Source organism: Flavobacterium sp. 123, assembly GCF_003634825.1.
Classification (GTDB): Bacteria; Bacteroidota; Bacteroidia; order Flavobacteriales; family Flavobacteriaceae; genus Flavobacterium.
On sequence record NZ_RBXD01000001.1, the window covers coordinates 436,654 to 453,818 of the forward strand.

At 32.6% G+C, this 17,165-nt stretch carries 9 protein-coding genes; 1 reads left to right on the plus strand and 8 read right to left on the minus strand.

Annotated features, from left to right (window positions below):
* Positions 1 to 31 precede the first annotated feature (31 nt).
* From C8C88_RS02060 to C8C88_RS02080, 5 genes are all read right to left on the minus strand, one after another.
* Positions 32 to 1,675, minus strand: coding sequence for a family 16 glycosylhydrolase (locus tag C8C88_RS02060; RefSeq protein WP_121336544.1), 1,644 nt, complete (start codon positions 1,673 to 1,675; stop codon positions 32 to 34).
* Positions 1,676 to 1,686: 11 nt separating this feature from the next.
* Positions 1,687 to 3,312 carry a hypothetical protein gene (locus C8C88_RS02065; RefSeq protein WP_121336545.1) on the minus strand — a complete coding sequence of 542 codons (1,626 nt, stop codon included), beginning with the start codon at positions 3,310 to 3,312 and terminating at the stop codon, positions 1,687 to 1,689.
* Between the two features lie 11 nt (positions 3,313 to 3,323).
* Entirely contained in the window at positions 3,324 to 4,802 is a 1,479-nt protein-coding gene (locus C8C88_RS02070) for a RagB/SusD family nutrient uptake outer membrane protein (RefSeq protein ID WP_121336546.1), read from the minus strand.
* A gap of 11 nt (positions 4,803 to 4,813) precedes the next feature.
* A complete protein-coding gene (locus C8C88_RS02075; protein WP_121336547.1) occupies positions 4,814 to 7,861 on the minus strand; it encodes a TonB-dependent receptor in 3,048 nt (1,015 codons plus the stop codon).
* Positions 7,862 to 8,099: 238 nt separating this feature from the next.
* Positions 8,100 to 10,901: a triple tyrosine motif-containing protein gene (locus tag C8C88_RS02080; RefSeq protein WP_121336548.1), complete on the minus strand. Its 2,802-nt coding sequence runs from the start codon at positions 10,899 to 10,901 to the stop codon at positions 8,100 to 8,102.
* 207 nt (positions 10,902 to 11,108) lie between these two features.
* Here C8C88_RS02080 and uvrA point away from each other — a divergent pair, with 207 nt between their 5' ends.
* Positions 11,109 to 13,892 carry an excinuclease ABC subunit UvrA gene (gene uvrA / locus C8C88_RS02085; protein WP_121336549.1) on the plus strand — a complete coding sequence of 928 codons (2,784 nt, stop codon included), beginning with the start codon at positions 11,109 to 11,111 and terminating at the stop codon, positions 13,890 to 13,892.
* A 1-nt stretch (position 13,893) separates the two neighbouring features.
* On the opposite strand, the gene C8C88_RS02090 is transcribed toward uvrA, so the two are convergent.
* From C8C88_RS02090 to C8C88_RS02100, 3 genes are all read right to left on the minus strand, one after another.
* Positions 13,894 to 14,190 carry a hypothetical protein gene (locus C8C88_RS02090; protein WP_121336550.1) on the minus strand — a complete coding sequence of 99 codons (297 nt, stop codon included), beginning with the start codon at positions 14,188 to 14,190 and terminating at the stop codon, positions 13,894 to 13,896.
* A gap of 120 nt (positions 14,191 to 14,310) precedes the next feature.
* Positions 14,311 to 15,780, minus strand: coding sequence for an oligosaccharide flippase family protein (locus C8C88_RS02095; RefSeq protein WP_121336551.1), 1,470 nt, complete (start codon positions 15,778 to 15,780; stop codon positions 14,311 to 14,313).
* Positions 15,781 to 15,807: 27 nt separating this feature from the next.
* Positions 15,808 to 17,094, minus strand: a complete 1,287-nt coding sequence (locus C8C88_RS02100; protein ID WP_121336552.1) for a glycosyltransferase family 4 protein — start codon at positions 17,092 to 17,094, stop codon at positions 15,808 to 15,810.
* Positions 17,095 to 17,165 lie beyond the last annotated feature (71 nt).

Sequence of the window (17,165 nt, forward strand, 5' to 3'; positions counted from 1 at the left end):
TTCTAATTTTGTTAGAATTTATAATTTATTACTATTGATATACCCTAATATAATCAACCTCCATTGAAGATTGTGTGAATGTAGGATCAATTGTTCCACCAAAAGTTCCTCCCATAGCTACATTCAAAATTAAGAAAAAATCTTTATTAAATGGCACTGTATTATCATTTGCAAAAGAATGAAACAAAGTATCATCTACATAAAACTTAACTGAGGTAGGGCTCCAAACCGTTTTATAGACATGGAATTCAGTCGATGCATTAGTAATAGTCTTAGTCGAAGTATTTGCATTTCCACCTGAATGTCCAGGATAATGAAGTGTTCCATGAATTACATTTGGATCATTCCCTTTGTGTTCCATGAAATCAATTTCTCCACAACCAGGCCAAGTATTCGTTGCATAATCACTTCCTAAAGACCACACTGCTGGCCAAGTACCTCCGCCAACTGGCAATTTAGCTCTAAATTCTATTTTACCATAAGTAAATTCATATTTTCCTTCTGATTTTAATCTGGCAGAAGTATAATCCGAACCTTCTTTTTTGGCTGTAATTTTTAAGTTCCCACCTGTTACAATTACGTTGTTAGCGCTATTGGTATAGGTTTGCGTTTCACTATTACCCCAGCCGCCTGCGCCAAGGTCATATCCCCATTTTGTAGAATCAGGAGCACCATCAGTATTAAACTCATCAGACCAAACTAAATTAGTGTAATCAGTATCTGGAGTTTGGTTTGGAGGTGTTGTTGTAAAAATATGATACCAAGCCAAAGCTGGATTTCCTCCCATAACTGCCCTAACAACCATACGATTTGCAGTGATTGACAATATTTCATAAGAACTTTGTCCTATGTAGTATCCCATAAAACCACCATCAGCTATATTCAACATAGTTCCTCTAGTTTGAGTAGCGTGCTCTGGATTAGTTGTTATTACAGACTCAGATGGACTTAAAGTAACTGTTTTTAATCCTGTTGTTGCATAATCAAGACACGAGTCTTCACTTCCTGAACCGCCACCAACACTAAGAAATGCTGCATTGAAAAATGTTCTACCACCATTATCTAAATTAAACTTCAATTGATCTCCATCTAATGAAAATGTCAATACATTATCATACAAACAACTGCTATTTGGAGATCCTGCTTTTTCAAAAGCAGCCGCTTGATACCATACTGGATAATAATTTTGCGTAACATCTGAACTATTAGGACCAACTCCTAAGTGTCCCGTTTCAGAAGCTGACCAATACCATTTTTTAGAACTACCGCCTGTTAAAAGTTGTACTGCTTCATCATCTGTGAAATTACTCAAAATCTTAATTTCCAAAGTAGTATTAGTAGTTATTCCTCCTCTACCAGAAGCTATTACGGTAATAACATAAGTATTTACACCTGGTTTAGTAAAACGTTTCTCAAAAACACCGTTTGGTGCATTTTCAGAAGTACCATCAGAGAAAATATACTTGTACGAAATAGCATTATCTGCTGTACTTTTTAATTTAATTTTACCAGAACCATCACCGTCAGGAAAATCTGCTGATTGACCTACTATTTCCGCTGTAACTTCAAGATTTGTTGGTGCATCTATTGATCCAAAAGAAAAATTATCATCTTGACAATTGACCATCAACAGAAGTGCAAAAATGGATACTATATTTATAATTATTTTTTTCATGTTCTGTTTATTTAATTGGATTGTTTAATATCATCAAAGTAATAAATTGAGCCCGTGCCATTCACTCCAAAATCTGGGAATAATATTACTCTATCATACAAATTAGCGGTACTAAAACCAGTAGCAGCTGCCAAATCGAATGTTAATACTTGCCACTCATTTGCGACTGTTGTAGTTGCTTCTACCTCAACAAAAACAGTTGGATTTCCATTTCCATCTTTTGGAGATGTAGAAACTTCCATTTTGTATAATATTTTAGCACCTACTTTTGGAGACCAAACTGCCACTTTAACTTTTGTGCCTTTTGTAAAATCAATTGGAGACTCTAAATTCAAACTAGCTCCAGCCCAAACTTGCGCTCCTGATGTTTTTTCTATTTTAACTACTTTGTCAGATACATTAAGTCCTGTCTTGTCTGGATTTGTAATAACAGCAGCTGGTATTGGTCCATAACCCGCATCTCCAAAACCACTCCAGGTGTATGTCAAAGAACCAGCTTCAAAATCAATTGGCAATTCAATCAATTGTGAAGGTGTTTTATAGAAATAAATATTATCAATAAAAACACTTCCAGCAGCCCAAGGAGTTCCAACAAATTTTAATTGAAAAATATCAGCAACTGTCATTCCTTGACTTGTAAATGCAGAAATTGGAATATCAATACTCGTCCATTGATTAGCAACAAGATCTTTTACAACCGGTTTTTCTCCATTGGTTTTACTGATTAAAGAAGTTTCAATTTTTGCTAAATCAGCAGTCCAAACATCCATATGAAGATATTGCATATTAGAAACATTTATAGAAGTACCATCCGCTAATGCTATTCCCTGGTAACTTAAATTGATATAATTCAACATTTTATCACCATTCAAATTAAATTCAGCCCAACTACTGCCTTGACCTGCTTGTCCCCAATCTGGGAAATAATTTGTACCTGCAACATCTGTATATTTTGAACTATAAATAGCAATCACATCTCCTGCTTGTCTATTAGGCGGTGTAGGAGCTGATGTATTCGGTTTACTAACAAGAGTCACTGCAAAGTCCTCACTATACTCAATAGTTTTTATCGCAGCACTTTTTGCAACTACTCGTATAGTATACACTCCAGTGTTTTGATAAACATAAGAAACAGACTCTCCAATGTTAACCGAAATAGGATCTGGATTACCTGCTTCGCCAAAATACACATCATAAAACAAAGCAAAATCGGCAGTTGCAGTAACTGTTACTTTTTTAGAAACAGCCAAATCATTTGCAATAACAACCTCTAAATTTTCGGGTGCTTTAAATGACACTGTAATAATTTGGGTTACTTCTGTTCTTTTACCATTTAAAGTAACCCCAGTTGTTTTAACTTGATAAATACCTTCTTTATAGATGTGAGATATTGTTTCACCTGGATTAACATATCCTGATTCTGCGGTTCCATCACCATAATAGATTTCAAATCTTGTCACACCTTCTCCAGTAGGCAAGAACGTTACCTTTCCTGTGTTATCCTGCGTTACAGTGACTAATGTCGAAATATTTGTTGGAGCACCTATCGCATCTAAATTGATATCACTATTCTCATTTGAACAACCAATAAAAATGGTTAAAACAAAAAGACTTATTATTAATTTTAATTTTTTCATAATACTGTTTTTTAATATCCAGGGTTTTGTGCCCAATTTCCATTTGCGAATTGAATTTCCTCTATTGGAATAGGGAATAATTCATTTTTTCCTGCAACAAATCCATCAATTTCCTGAGCTGCTTTACCCGTTCTCACTAAGTCAAAGAATCGATGTCCTTCGCCTACCAATTCTACTCTTCTTTCTGCCCAAATAAAGTCAGTCAAAGCTGCTCCTGACGCAGAAATATCATGATTCACATCTCCAAAAGCACGACGACGAACTTGATTTAGATATCCTCTAGCTTTAGCATCATCTAATCCGCTTCTGTTGTAAGCTTCTGCTGCCATCAATAAAACATCTGCATAACGAATTGCTCTATAATTATTAGGATTCGTTAAATTCAAATCTCCTTGAGCATCAGCGCTTCTTTTTCTTGGAATGTATTTTCTATTAAAATATCCTGTGTGCTCATATCCTTCACCTGCCGAAGCACCTGTTGCTGCTGCCCAAGCTGCAATATCTAAAATGGTAACTGCTTCTCTGTTGTCTCCAACTTCAAATGCGTCTACCACTTCTTGCGTAGGTACATTAAAACTAAAACCTGAGGTAAATAAACTTCCTGTATAATTTCTTGGACCACTAAAACCAACAGCTACATTACCCTCGCTACATTGTAAACATCCAAATCCAGCACCTTCTTTATCCGTATATTGGACTTCGAAAACGGATTCTAAACCATTTTCTCCTTCATCTTCAAAAATTGTATTGTAATCTGTTACTAGTGAATAGTTAGAACTTGAAATTACTCTTTCTAAAGTACTTGCCGCTTGAGTGAACTTATCTTGATACAAATATGCTTTTCCTAAAAGTGCAAGTGCAGCACCTTTAGTTGCTCTACCTTTTTGTGAAGGAATTGCAGCTAAGTTTTCGGAAGCAAAAATTAAATCTGCTTCGATTGATGCGTAAACATCCGCAACAGGTGAACGTGGAATTGTTTTTTCCTCTCCAGCACTAAATCGTTTATCTCCATTCATCGGAATTGGACCAAACCATTTTACTAATTCAAAATGGTAATAGGCTCTAAGAAAACGAGCTTCAGCAATAATTTGATTTTTCCCTTCAAAATCTGTTCTGTCTTTGAACTCTAATATGTAGTTAGCTCTTTGTACTCCAGCAAACATCCAATTCCAAATGTCTCTCAAATTGCTATTAACTGGCGTGTGAATCATGTCATCGATTTGTTGAAAACCAATTACATCTGTTTGGCTTTCTCCACCAGCTAATGTATTATCTGATGCAATTTCCCCTAACAAAACATTCACATAACTTGATTGCAAAAGATCATAAGCAGCAATCAAAGCATTATCATAATCAGATTTAGAATTAAAATAATTCTCTGAATCGATAGAATAAACTGGATCACGATTTACAAATTCATCTGAACAGGAAATGGTGGTGGTTGATAAAATAGTTATCGTGGCTATGGTAATAAAAATATACTTTTTCATTTTAATATTAATTAAAAATTAATGTTTAATCCTAACATATAGGTTCTTGGTATAGGATAAAAACCATAATCGATTCCTCCGCCAATAGGAGCTCCATTAGATGCTCCTGGGTCAAAGCCTTTGTATTTTGTAAACGTATAAAGGTTGTTAACGCCGGTATAGAATCTCAGCTTAGTCATTCCTATTTTTTCGGCTGTTTTCTGATTTAATGTATACCCCAGTTGAATGTTTTGGATTCTTAAATAAGAAGCATCTTCAACAAAATAACTAGACAAAACATTGTTAGCTGTAGCTCCGGTTGTAACTCTTGGAGTAGCATTAGTCGTACCTTGACCAGTCCATCTATCAAGAACATAGTCTAAACGATTTGCGTCAGAAAGTGTTCTTTCATAATTTCTAATCATATCATTACCAACAGAAGCAAAAGTATATACTGCAAAATCTATATTTTTATAATTCAACTGTAGATTGAAACCCATTGTTGCTGTTGGAATTGGATCTCCAATATTTGATCTGTCTTTAGTATCAATAACTCCATCGCCATTTATATCAACATAACGAATATCTCCAGGCGCAGCATTAGCACCTAAAGCAATTTGAGAAGGATGCGCATCAATTTCTGATTGATTTTGAAAAATTCCATCCATTTTATATCCATAAAAATAACCTATTGGCTGACCTACTTCCATTCTTGAAGAAGCTGGCTGACCTACTCCAAATGATCCTCCTTCAATAAATCCTATTCCGTTATTTACTTCTAAGACTTCATTTTTAAGGAAGGTAATATTGTAGCCTGCACTCATAGAAAAAGTATCTGAAAATTTGTTTTTGTAATCAACAGAAAACTCTAGACCTGAATTTCGTACGGTTCCAGCATTAATAGTAGGAGAACTAGCTCCTGGAGCAGCATTCCCAGTAATTCCCGAAACCGGTATGTTTGGTATTAACAAATCAGCTCTAGTATCAATAAAATAATCGGTAACAATAGACACTTTGTTATCCAATAATTTAAGGTCTAAACCAACATCAAATTTTCTAGCTTCTTCCCATTTAATATTAGGATTAGGCACTTGACCTGTAGCGGTTCCTGTTGCTAAAGCACCATCAAAAACATAAGTTCCTTCACCTGTTAACTGAGAAATGTAACCATTATTAGGAATTTGATCGTTACCAAGGGTTCCATAACTAGCTCTTAATTTCATAAAGTTCACAACTTTAGCATCTCCATAAAAACCTTCGTCAGAAATCACCCAACCTGCTGTAAAAGAAGGAAAGTAACCTACTCTATTCCCTGGTCCAAATTTTGTAGAAGCATCACGTCTTAACATAGCAGACAAAAGATATTTTCCTTTATAATCGTATTGCATTCTACCGAAATAAGAAAGTCTTCTTTCGTCATAGCTATACGAGCCATTTGTTTTAGCTTCTAATACGCCATTGGCTAATGAAATATCAGCATAATCCCATGAATTATTTGGAACATCATATCCTGTAGCAAATAAACCATTACCCCATTGTTTGTATATGGTATTTCCTAGTGTGGCTGAAAAGTTATGACTATCCGCAATTTTTTTGGTATACGTTCCAAAAATATCAAAAGAGTAATCATTGTCGTTAACAGCTGATTGAGAAACAGAACTTCTTGCTACATCAAACACTTTTCCTCCATAACTAACTTGTTTTGCAAAATTTCTTGATTCACTATTAGAAGTATTGAATCCCATAGAACTCGAAAGTACAAAACCGTCAAAGAGTTTATAATCTAAACCAAAGTTTCCATTCAACTTTTTGAAATTATAATCATTATAAGTATTTGAAATCTGAGCTAATGGATTTATGATTTCTATCCCTAATCCTGTAGTACTTGGCACTAATGTATAATCACCATTAGCATCATAAGGAGACAAAGTAGCTGGAGTATTCAATGCATTAAACAACACAGAACCTAATCCGTTTTCATTCAATGATTTTCTATTGAAATATGTATAAATAACATTCGTTTTCAATTTCAATTTATCACTTAAATCAGCTCCTAAAGCGACTCTAGCCGTGTTTCTTAAGAACCCTGATTTACTGCCTCCTATAATCCCTTCTTGATCTAAGTGGGAACCACTGACAGCATAAGTTACCTTATCAGAACCACCTGTAATAGAAATATCATGATTTATTAAAGGTACACCACTTTTAAAAACCTCATTTTGCCAATTGGTTCCTTTTCCTAAACCTGACACAATTGGAATAGGGATTGCTTTTCCGCCATTAGCATAACTTTCATTAAGCAACAAAGCATATTCTGTTGCATTTAATGTTGGAAGCGTTCTTGAAGTTTCTTGAAAACCAGTATATGTATTGAAAGAAACTTTGGTCTTAGCATTTTTCTTTCCTGTTTTTGTAGTAACCAAGATGATACCATTAGCACCAATAGTACCATAAATAGCCGCTTGTGCATCTTTCAATACTGTAATAGATTCAATATCATTTGGGTTTAATAATCCTAGTTCACCTACATATCCATCAATAATAGTAGTTGGTCCATTTTGTCCGTTTGTTGCTATACCACGAATACGAATATCTAAAGCTGCTCCAGGAGCACCTGAAGTGGTGGTTACGTTCACACCAGAAACAGTTCCTTGTAAGGCTTGCTCTATTTTTACTGGTTTTAAAACATCCAATGTTTTACTATCCAAAACAGATACAGCTCCAGTTACCTGTCTTTTTTTCTGGCTACCATAACCAATAACTACTACTTCATCTAATACCTTCGAATCTTCTTTTAATGAAATAACAATAGTATTACTGCTTGAGGTTACTTTATATTCAAAATTTTTGTAGCCCACATAAGAAAATACAAGCGTAGTTCCTGACGAAACTCCTTTCAACATGAATTGTCCATCAAAATCCGTTATAGTACTTTTTTGGGAATTTTTAACTTGAACATTTACTCCAGGCAGAGGCAATCCCGAAGTTGTTTCTTTTACTACTCCGCCAATGTCATAACTTTGGGCAAAACCAAAAGTAGACAGAAGCAGAAAAATAATTAATAGATAATTTGACTTCATAATTTTGTGTTTTTTGTGAGTTATAAAACTAATCGTAACTACATAATAATAGATTAAGATGAACCTCAACAAAAAACATACAATCTAAAAAAAACTAGATTTTATTTTTTTTCTTAAAAAAAACCTAAGAATTTAAGACAAAATTAAGAAGCTGACTTTTCATTAGGAACAAAAAAACCACAACGATAACGGTATTGTTGTGGTAATGTATAGTTTTATAAGCTGTAAAAGACTGTTCCTATACAGCCATAATATATTCAACTAGTCCTTGTTCATGCGATAACTCCATTTTTTTACGCAAACGATATCTTTTTATCTCTACGCTTCGAACCGAAATATTCAGCAAAGGAGCCACTTCTTTAGAGGAAAGATTCAGTCTCAAGTAGGCACATAGTCTTAAATCATTTGGAGTCAATGAAGGATGTGCTAGTTTTACCTTTTTCAAAAAGTCCTTATCTGCACTATCAAAGGCCTCTTTAAAAACATTCCAAGAATCTTCTTCGGTTATATTTTTATTGATTGTTGTAATCACAGATTTGATGCTTCCACTACCTTCTTGTACGTTCTTTTTAAGATCATCTTTAATAAAAGTCAGCAATTCATTTTTGCTATTCAAACTCATAGTGGAAACCGCTAATTCTCTGTTTTTTTCATCTACAACATTAGACAATTGCTCATTTCGGATTCGCATTAATTCCTGACTATTTTCAAGCTCTTTGATTTCTAATAAAAGATTGTTTTCTTCTATTAATTTTTCTTTTTGTTTATGATAATAGTTTTTGTAGGCTTTATGAATAAAACGAGCTACAATAAATCCCAACATCAAATAAAGCAAAAGTGCAACATTCGTTGCATACCAAGGTTTTAAAATCGTAAACGAATAAACAGCTGTGTTCTCAAGTGGAGAATTTGCAAATTTTGCGCGCACTTTAAATGTATAATCTCCAGATGGTAGATTTTTAAAATTCACCGTGGATTTAGCGCCCCATTTGCTCCAATCATCCTGAAATCCTTCTAACAAATACTGGTATTCCGCATTAATATATTTATTAAATTCAGGGACTGTATAATTAAATGTTATGTTATTTTCATCGTATTTAAAACAACCCTCATCCTCAATAGAATTGTCTTTAAAACTCTCATTCAATTTATTTGTTTCAATATTAGATATTGTAACCTTATAATTTTTAAAACTTAAGTCATTAACATTTAACACATAATATCCATCCGTAGTTCCTATCAAATAATTGGTATTCGAAATTTGAGTAACATTTTCAAATCCCAACATCGAATTTGTTAAGGAAGCTGGTATAGGAATAACATTTTGTTTCAACTGATTGCTTAATTTTCCTAATGAAAAATAATGGATATAATTTTTTGAAAACAACCAAATTTTGTTTGAATCATCTACAATTAATTTACCCGAAGTATATTCATCTTTCTCAAAAACAGCACTTAACAATTTATCTTTTTCAAATTGTTTTGTTTTAGGATTCAATCTAAAAATACCCTCTTTATAGGCATAATAAATCGTATTATTATACTTATTCAAACTAGCATTTTTCCCTTTTGTGGGTGACGAAAATGTCTTTACAGATTTGGTTTTATAAAATTTACTATCTAGCTGTATAACAAAAATGCCTTTGTATTCATGGCTTACATATACTTCTAAATCATTTGTGATTTCAAAATAACGTGACGAGGAGTTGAATCCTCTTATTTTATTTCTAAAAACCCATTGATTATTGTTTTTCATCAAAACAGAAATTCCCGAATAATTTCCTTGAAGTAAAAACTCTTTATGATTGGGAACAATCTTAAAATTCCATGTGCCAGAATTTGGAAAAATATTTTTGGCTGTACCATCTTCTATTACAAAAGTCCCAGAATCATGACCACAAAACAAAGTCCCATCATATTGAAATAAAGACCAAACTTGTCCCTTGGTACCGTTTATAAATTTAAATTCATCATTAGACTGGTAATTTTTATAAAATAAGCCCTGGTTTGTACCAATGTATAACTTCCCATTATATAATCTTGAGGCATAAACCGTTCCTAAAATTCCCGTATCATCAACAAAACTTTTAATAGGTGACTGCAAATTGATACAGTTAATTCCATTGTCTAAACCAACCCAAAGATTCTTATCAGCATCCTCAAATAAAGATAGGGCTGTATTATTACTTAACCCTTTATTTTGAGAAATATGATATTTCATTTTCCCCTCTTTAGTTAAAATAAAAATACCATTAGACACCGTTCCAAGTGCAAAACTACCGTCAGAAAGCATTTGACTACTATATACACTACTAGCCTCTATTGCGGAATCTGCATCTGTTGAAAATTTAGACAAACCTGTCCCTACGAGTTTATAAAAACCATTCAACTGAGTCTGAATCAAAAGTCCATCATCAATAGAAAAAATATTAACGATTCGGTTTGTCTTCAAAATGGGATGATTTGAAATCAAACGACCTCGCCCATTCTCAATTTCGTAAAGACCGTCATTTATGGTTTGGAAATAAATAGAATTATTGGCTCTAAAAGATTTAACAATACTATTTCTAGGAGCGATAATTCTAATATTTCTGTTTTTGGTATCATAAATATAAATCCTATTTAAAGATTGAAAAATAACGAACTGATCGTACTTCAAAACATTCCAAAACTGTTCATCATCTAGAATTTTGCTTTTAATAGTTCTACTGAGTGAAGTATATTTTAATTTACCATTAACTTGTCTAGTCCAAAAACCAAATTCCATGTAACATCCGGTATAAATTCTATCATTTATAACTTTAACCGAACGAATAATTGTTTCATTAGGCGATGGATAAAGTACCCAGTTAGAACCATTGAATTCTAGAAGACCTTCGTTATTTGCAAAATAAACATAGTGATTTTGATCTTGTGAAATCATCCAATTCTGATTTCCACCTCCATATGTTATAGGAGCATATTTTACAATTGGAGGCAACTCTTGAGAAAAAACAAAAGAAGATATCAATAAGAGTACAAAACAAAAAAGGTTTTTCATTTATAATGGAATATTAATTTACTGTAAAACTAAAACTAAAAAAGTTTTCTTGTTGATGTAAAACCTATACATAAACTATACACATTAAAAATAGGTATTTTGAGCTTTCCTTTTTATTAAAAATGTATTTATCTATAAAATTTGTGAATTGTTGAACCCTTTTTCTCATCTGAAAATTGACTACTTTTGTAAAAATTAATTGTTTGTATGCAAATTGACCTTTCTAAACTAGATCCTAAGAAAAATATCATAATTAAGGGAGCGCAAGTTCATAATCTAAAAAATGTAGATGTTGCTATTCCTAGAAATAAACTAGTGGTGATTACCGGACTTTCAGGCTCTGGAAAGTCAAGTTTAGCATTTGACACTTTATATGCAGAAGGACAACGACGTTATGTAGAAAGTCTATCCTCTTACGCCAGACAATTTTTAGGTAGGTTAGACAAACCAAAAGTAGAGTATATCAAAGGAATTGCACCCGCAATTGCTATTGAGCAAAAAGTAAATACGACCAATGCACGTTCAACGGTTGGTACTTCTACAGAAATTTACGATTATATTAAATTGCTTTATGCTAGAATTGGAAGAACTTTTTCGCCAGTTTCAGGTCAAGAAGTCAAAAAAAATACCGTTTCTGATGTAATCAATGATGTTAAAAATTTTACGCTTGACAGCAAATGGTTACTCCTGGCTCCTATTCATCTCGAAGAAGGAAGACAACTGGAAGACAAACTAAAAGTGCTCTTACAACAAGGTTTTTCAAGAATTTTAGTTGGTACAGAAATGGTTCGTTTAGACGATTTACCAAGTTCTCTTGCTCACAAAGATATTCTTCTAATTATTGACCGAATAGTTGTAAAAGAGGAAGATGAATTTTACAACCGATTAGCAGATGCAGTTCAAACTGCTTTTTTTGAAGGAAAAGGAATTTGTTACCTACAAGAACTTAACTCAGAAAAAAGATACTCCTATTCAAACAATTTTGAAATGGATGGAATGACGTTTTTAGAACCAAATGTTCACTTGTTTAGTTTTAATAATCCTTATGGAGCTTGTCCAGTTTGTGAAGGATATGGAAAAATTATTGGTGTTGATGCCGAATTAGTAATTCCTAACACGACTTTATCAATTTACGAAAATGCTATTTTTCCTTGGCGAGGAGAAAGTATGAGCTGGTTTCGTGATGAACTAGTAAACAACGCCTATAAATTTGACTTTCCAATTCACAAACCTTTTTATCAGTTGACAGAGGAACAAAAAGAACTGATTTGGAAAGGAAACAAGTATTTTCAAGGTTTAAATGATTTCTTTAAAGAACTTGAGGAAAAGAATTATAAAATCCAAAACCGTGTAATGCTTTCGCGCTACAGAGGCAAAACTAAATGTAATTCCTGCAATGGTAAACGCCTACGCACAGAAGCATCATATGTCAAAATAAATTCTAAAACCGTTTCGGACTTAGTTGATTTACCTATAAAACATCTTGTTAGTTTTTTCAAAAACATCGATTTAGATGTGTATGAAAAACAAATTGCGAAACGTTTATTGATTGAAATTAACAATCGATTATCTTTTTTAACCGAAGTTGGATTGGATTATTTGACCCTAAATAGAAATTCAGCTTCACTTTCAGGGGGTGAATCACAGCGTATTAATCTAGCCACTTCATTAGGAAGTAGTCTGGTAGGTTCGATGTATATTTTAGACGAACCTAGTATTGGTTTACACCCAAAAGATACGGAGCGCTTGATAAAAGTATTGCTATCATTAAGAGATTTAGGCAATACCGTTATTGTGGTGGAACATGATGAAGATATTATGAAAGCGGCCGATATGATTATTGATATTGGTCCAGAAGCAGGAACGCTCGGAGGGAATTTAGTTGCTCAAGGTACCTATGAAGAAATATTAAAATCAGCTTCGCTAACTGCTCGCTATTTAAATGGAGATTTAGAAATTGCTGTTCCAAAGAAAAGAAGACCATTCAAGAATTTCATTGAAATAAAAGGCGCTAGAGAGAACAATCTTCAAAACATTGATGTTACTTTTCCTTTAGATGTATTGACTGTAATAACAGGTGTTTCTGGAAGCGGAAAAAGTACACTGGTAAAAAAAATTCTGTTTCCTGCAATGCAAAAAAAGCTTGATAATGCTGGTGAAAAAGCAGGTCAGTTTACAGAACTTGGAGGCTCTTTTTCGCAAATAAAACATATTGAATATGTAGATCAGAATCCTATTGGTAGAAGTTCACGCTCCAATCCTGTCACTTATATCAAAGCGTATGATGACATTAGAGAATTGTATGCTAAAGAAAAACTTTCTAAAATAAGAGGATATCAAGCTAAACATTTTTCTTTTAATGTCGATGGTGGAAGATGTGAAACTTGCAAAGGAGAAGGCTCTATTAATGTAGAAATGGTATTCATGGCTGATGTACAATTGCCGTGTGAAACTTGTAATGGAAAACGATTCAAAAAAGAAGTTCTAGAAGTCTATTTTGAAGGCAAGAATATCAATGATATTTTAACAATGACTATTGATGACTCGATAGCATTCTTTAAAGAAACTAAACAAAATAAAATCACACAAAAACTACAACCACTTCAGGATGTTGGATTAGGATACGTTCAATTAGGGCAATCTTCATCAACATTATCTGGTGGTGAAGCGCAACGTATTAAGTTGGCTTCGTTTTTAGTAAAAGGAGCTACAAAAGACAAAGCTTTATTTGTATTTGACGAACCAACAACTGGATTACACTTTCATGACATCAAAAAACTATTAGCGTCATTCGATGCATTGATAGAAAAAGGGCATTCGATACTTGTAATTGAACACAATCTTGATTTGATAAAATGTGCAGATTGGATTATTGATCTTGGACCAGAAGGTGGCGAAAATGGAGGTAAGTTATTGGCCACAGGAACTCCTGAGAATATTGTAAAAATAGATGAATCTATAACAGGAAAATATTTAAGAGAAAAGTTATAAACTATCCAATGTAGCAATCTTCTTGAAAAACATTTCCGTCTTCATCTAAGGCTACTAATATCTTTTTGGTTTTAGAAACATAGGTTAAATAAATCCATGGAATAAACCAAAGTCCAAAAGTAAAACAAGAAATCAAAAAATTAAATCCATGATTAATCTGTTTTCCTTTTTTGGATAAAATAGCAAAAGGCAATTTATCATTGAGTTCCTCTAGAATAAATCCTTTATGAATTTTATTCGCAATTGATTTAGAGAAATTTTGAAAACTCTCTTCATTTATTAATTGAGTCCCTTTCATAAACGTTGAATTTAGTTTGTTCCCATTTTTAAAATATCTATTTAAAGATACTTTACAAAAATAGGCAATACCTAAAGTTCATACCATACCCACTTTTAGTGATTTTATAAGTAAAAGAGTTTATTTTTGGATTTTCAATTTTTTGAATACAACATTCAATGCTTGATTTATTTCAGGAGAAATAACAAATTTATAGTTGACATAAACATATAATATTGTCACTAAAACGGACTTCATTCCTATAGCAATAATAGGATGAAAGGGAAATTTCCAAAAATAAAACAGTAAGAATATAACAAATGTTATCCCAATAGAATAGAGTGTTTGATTTGTAAAAGGATACAAATGCATTCGTTTGACAACAAAAAGTAATTTGGCTATACTATATAAAGTTATCGATAATAAAGTAGCAAAAGCAGAACCAATTATACCGTATCGTGGTATAAAAAACATATTTAAACTAATAGTTAAAAAGACTAGCATAAGTCCTAAAAACAAAACCATTCGGTAGTATTTTGAATTAAAAATAATAGCATTATTATTCCCTAATATCAAATCAAAATATTTAGAAAGCCCAATCATAAAAACAACCATAATCCCTCCTGCATATTCTTTTGGTACCAATTCGTATAATTGATCTATGTTTACAAAAATACATAGCATAACAAATCCTCCAACCATTTGAAGATTAATCGAAGTCTTTTTGTACAAATCATTAAGTTCATCATGTTTGTTTTCGTGCATCAGTTTAGCGGTAATAGGATACACGATTTGATGCATTGCACGACTTGGAACCGAGATTACCAAAGCAATATAAGTAGCAACTGAATAATACGCAATATTCTCAATTTTCATATATTGATTAAGAATCATTTTATCTCCATCCAAAAGTAAATTAGCCACACTTCCTGACAAAATGATATAAAAAGAATACTCCATTATACCTTTGACATTTTCTGGAATACTAAATTGAAAAACGGGTTTCTTAATATAAAAGGCATAAAACATAGTCACTAATAATGCCAATAAATATATACCCGCGGTCAAATATGTAAATTCAACTACAGTAATCCATTTAAGGTATACTGCTATTAAAGCTCCTAAAAACAAGAGTCGCAAACCAACTTCTTTAATGAAATTTCCAAAAACAGAATGCATATGTACTCTTGCCCAAGCATAGAAAATTTCAAAATAAGCCATACACAAGGCTATGAAAGGAATTAACCAAACAAAGGTTTTAACTACTGGATTTTCTTTCGACAAAAAGCTTGTTATATCATCATAAAAAAACAAGGATATTAAAACTAACGGAATACACAGCAGTAAAGGAAATAGCACTGTAAAAGATAAAAATTCAGAACGCTCTTTTTCCGTTTTATATTGCGAATAATATTTTACTAATGTGTTTTGCATCCCAATAGCAAAAAGTGGCATAATTACATTTGCCGAAGAAACTAAATAGTTCGATAAAGCATAATAAGTAGCTCCTAAAAAAACGGGATATAAATAAATTGTATTTATGGCACCAATCCCAAAACCAATGTATGTTATTATTGTATTCTTTAAAGATTGATTTAATACTATTCCCATTTTAGGATTTTAAGGTTTAAAATTGTGTTATTTCTGAATCAGTTTAGCCAATTCTTTCGTTAGATTTTTTCTGGAATAATGCTGTAATCCTATTCCGTTTACTTGCAATTTACCTTCTAAAAACTGGTTATAAAAGTCCAAAATTACACTTTTTAGTTTCATTTTTTCAGAATAGTCAAAGAATACGCCTGTATTTGTATTGGTTATAATTTCCGCAAAATCGGAATCCTTTGGGCCAATAGCCACTATTGGTCGGTCAGAAACCATATATTCAAATAATTTACCCGGAATAATACTTTTGGTATCCTGTGAATCAATTTCTATCAACAACAAAACCTGAGAATTTCTTTGATGAGCAATTGCTTCGGTGTGCGATACATACCCTAAATTATTAACATATCCATTTAATCCATATTGAGAGATGGTTTCTAAAACTTCCTGACTCACCGCACCAATTAATTTTATTTCTAAATGAGACTTAAAATCAGGGATTTCATGAAGTAATTCAACCAAACTTTCCCATAAAATCAAAGGATTTCTTTCGGATAGAAATGACCCAATATGAGCTAAACTAAATTTAGTATCTAAGGTTTGTTTTGCTACTTCTTCGGTATCATATCCATTGGTAATAACCGCAATTGGTTTACTAGTAATGGCTTGAAATTCGGTTTTTGTAGTTTTACTGGTAACGATAATTGTATCGGCTGAATTCAATACTTTATGCTCTAACGCCTTGTGTTTATTAGCCGCATACTTAGACAATCGCAATGCTTTATGATACCCAATCGTGGTCCATGGATCTCTGAAATCAGCAAACCATTTTACATTCAATTTTTCTTTTAATTCTAATCCAATAAGATGTAAACTATGAGGTGGTCCCGAAGTTACAATGGTATCAATATTATGCTCTAAAATGTATTTCTCTAAATACGAAACTGATGGTTTTACCCAAAAAATACGGGCATCCGGTATAAACAAATTTCCTCGAATCCAAAGAAAGGTTTTATCCAAAAAAGATTGTTTCTTTTTATTGGGAATAATTCCAGAACTGATTTTTTTGGTTTTATTCTTCGAAAAGAAAGAAGCCAATTGATAGGGTTCAAAAATTTTATGTTTTACTATAATGGCTTTATCCGAAACTTCATTTACTAATGCTTCATCAACAATAGGATAGGTTGGATTTTCTGGAATATATACAGTGGGCAGAATACCAAAATCTGGCAAATATTTTACAAACTTAAGCCAACGTTGCACTCCTGGCCCTCCTGCTGGTGGCCAATAATAGGTAATTATTAATAGTTTTTTTTGTTCCAAGTTTCAGGTTTACTATTTTTTAAATTTATAAGTTTAATTTTAAACTTATAATATGCACAGACTATTCACTA